The 2,826-nt window shown below is 63.8% G+C and carries 4 protein-coding genes; 2 read left to right on the top strand and 2 right to left on the bottom strand.

Features of this window, described 5'->3' with window-relative positions:
* Positions 1–533 (bottom strand): GntR family transcriptional regulator (locus QOH60_RS28425; protein ID WP_526425235.1); only part of this gene is annotated, 533 nt, incomplete at its 3' end.
* A gap of 136 nt (positions 534–669) precedes the next feature.
* On the opposite strand from QOH60_RS28425, the gene QOH60_RS28420 reads away from it, so the two are divergent.
* Both QOH60_RS28420 and QOH60_RS28415 read left to right on the top strand, forming a co-directional pair.
* Positions 670–1,269, top strand: coding sequence for a hypothetical protein (locus QOH60_RS28420; RefSeq protein WP_526425234.1), 600 nt, complete (start codon positions 670–672; stop codon positions 1,267–1,269).
* The gene (locus QOH60_RS28415) at positions 1,266–2,327 is read left to right on the top strand and encodes a DUF2911 domain-containing protein (protein WP_526425233.1); all 1,062 of its coding nucleotides are present in this window, start codon (positions 1,266–1,268) and stop codon (positions 2,325–2,327) included. The genes QOH60_RS28420 and QOH60_RS28415 overlap by 4 nt, the downstream gene beginning before the upstream one ends.
* A gap of 31 nt (positions 2,328–2,358) precedes the next feature.
* Here QOH60_RS28415 and QOH60_RS28410 read toward each other — a convergent pair.
* The coding region (locus QOH60_RS28410; protein ID WP_526425232.1) for a hypothetical protein at positions 2,359–2,826 on the bottom strand (468 nt) is incomplete at its 5' end.

Raw genomic sequence — 2,826 nt, 5'->3', positions numbered from 1 at the left:
AGATGAAAATTGCCCTGATTGCCCTGCGGACTCTTGGACGGAGGAGGCTTTTTCTCCAGACCGATCAACTGCTTCGCACTGATGCGACGATACACGTCAAACGGGAACAGGCGGGAATCGATCAAGGCGGGACGAAAGTCCATCGCTCTCCTGGCGCGCGGGACGACCGACAAGTCGTCGCGCCAGAACCCCATGGCCGTGGTCACGTCCTCTCGGAGCCAGAAGGGATTCAGCGGGTATGTGCTCCCCGGCGACGGTAGCGATGCGGGTTCCGGAGGTAGATGGGCGACATAGGTGCCCGAGCCGTGACGGGCGACGACGAGGCCGTCATTCGACAACCGGGCATAGACCTCCGCCACGGTGTTGCGCGAAAGCCCAAAGAATGCAGCCGATTTCCGGCTCGCCGGGAGCTGGGTGCCGGCAGCGAGGCGGCCATCATGAATGGCGTCCTTCAATTGACAATAGAGCAACCGGCTGGCGTCCCCCGATCCCGGGACGGGGCGCTCCATCTCGATCTCGAACAACGGATCCATAAAAGTGGCCCACCCATGTTTTGACGAAGTGGCCCGTTGTGAAGGGGCCACTTACAGCATACCCTCGGGCAAGAGCAATTCGCAATGCCACAGCGGCCAAGGGTTACGGCGGCCTTGGATCAGGACGGCGCCACTCATGACCCATCACCAGGAGAACAACGTGAATCGGTTGATGCAGACGGCGGTCGGCGCGGGATTGGCCACGATCATGTGCGTCTCTTATCCGTGCGTCGGCAATTCGCAGACGCTCACGTCGACACCCGCGGTGCGCGACGGGCAACACGACTTTGATTTCAACATTGGCGTATGGCACACCCACATCGAGCGAACCGTTGATCCGTTTGCGAGCAGTCCGCAATCTGTCGAGCTGAATGGAACGGTGACCGTGCGCAAGGTGTGGGGTGGCAAGGCGCTGCTGGAGGAGATCGAAGCGGATGGGCCGGGCGGCCATTGGGAAGGCCTCACGCTCTTCCTGTACAACCCGCGTGCGCACCAGTGGACCCAGTCGTTCGCGGACCGTGAGGCGGGAACACTGGCGTCGAATGTCGGTGAGTTCCAGAACGGCCGAATCGTGTTCGCCGGTCAGGACACCCTGAATGACAGGACGATCCTGCTGAGGGGCGTGTGGTCCGACATCAAGCCGGATTCGCACCAATACGCGGAGTGGAATTCGAATGATGGCGGGGCGACATGGGCACAGTCGTTTATCGCCAAATTGACGAGACTGAAACAGTGAGCACCGCCCTTCGGGCGCTGAAGATCGCGGGATTGGTTGCGTGCGCGGAGGGCGCGGGCGCGCAGTCGGCGGTGTTGACCCTTCCTGACGTGAGCCAGCACGCGCGCGTCAGCCAACGCATCGGCCTCACCGATCTCACGATCGACTATCACCGGCCGCTCGTCAGCGGCCGAAGGATCTTCGGAGGTCTCGAGCCGTATGGAGAGGTATGGCGGGCCGGGGCCAACAACAATACCACCATCGAGGTCAGCGACCCGGTCACCGTTCAGGGCCAGCGGCTTCAAAAGGGAGTTTACGGGCTTCACATGATTCCGGGGGACACCTCCTGGGTGGTGATCTTCTCCCGGAACTCAACCTCCTGGGGAAGCTTCAGCTACGACAAAGCCGAAGACGCGCTTCGCGTCACCGTGAAGCCGCAACCCATCGAGAATCACGAGGCCCTCAGCTACGACTTCGCTGAGCCCACGTCCAATTCCGTCGTGATCCTCATGCGGTGGGAGCGGGTGGCGGTGCCGTTCGTGGTGCGCGTCGACAATCCGGAGCTGGTCGCCCAGAAGCTGCGTGACCAGCTCCGTTCTCGCGCCCAGTCGGAATGGCAGGCATGGGAGGAGGTCGCCAACTACCTCCTCGAGAACAAGCTCAGCCCGAGGGACGCGGCGGCGTACGCCGATCGCTCGATTCAGATCGAAGACCGGTTCGAGAACGAGATCACGAAGGCGCGTGCCTTGAGCGCCTTGGGCCACGAAGCCGACGCCACGGCCGCGCGAAACAAGGCGCTCGCCATGGGCCACCCGCAACAGGTCTATGCGTTCGGCCGAGGGCTGCAACGGCTTGGTCAGCAGGACCTGGCACTGCAGATTTTCCGCAACTATACCGGGAACGAGCCCAACAGCTGGATCGCGCACAACGAGGCCGCCCGCATCGCCGTTGGGACGGGAGACTACGCCGCCGCCGTCAAGGAGATGCGACTCGCCGTCGCCGTCGCGCCGGCGGGAGTGAAGGGATCGCTCGAGGATCTCGTCCGGCAACTCGAGAACCGAGTGGACATCAACAGGTAGTGCCAGGGATGCAATGCCGGCTTGAGCCTGGCTAGGAGTGCGACGATCCGGCGGAAGGGTCGCGGGGATCTGGACTCGATTCTTCGAGCTGATCGAGCGAGCGCAGCTCCACCTGGCACCGACGTGCGCGGCGGACAGCACTGGCGAAGGCGAACGTGAGGCCCGCGGCCACCGCCACGGCTTCGAGCGCGATCATGGAGGCGAGGGACGGATACGCTCGAGCGAAGCCATACAAGAATACAGCGGCCGCCGGCGCGCCTATGGCGAGTCTCGACCACAAGCGCGGACCCCGGTCTTCCCCCATCCGGCGGATGAGCGCCGTCCGGTACGCGACGAGCGACGGATCGGCGCTCACGATCGGCCCGGCGCCGTCGAACGAGGGCGGCGTGCGCCGCAGGACGACCAGGCGGTAGAGGAATGTGAGTGCGAGAAGCACCGCACCAGCACGCATCAGCGGGTCCCTCGCCCAGACCGCCACCGTTCCCGACGCGAGGATACC

The sequence above is a fragment of the Mycobacterium sp. genome (assembly GCF_032159765.1).
In the GTDB taxonomy this organism is placed as follows: domain Bacteria; phylum Actinomycetota; class Actinomycetes; order Mycobacteriales; family Mycobacteriaceae; genus Mycobacterium.
The sequence above is the reverse complement of the archived record's forward strand: the minus strand, read 5'-3'. Positions and strand labels throughout refer to the sequence as shown.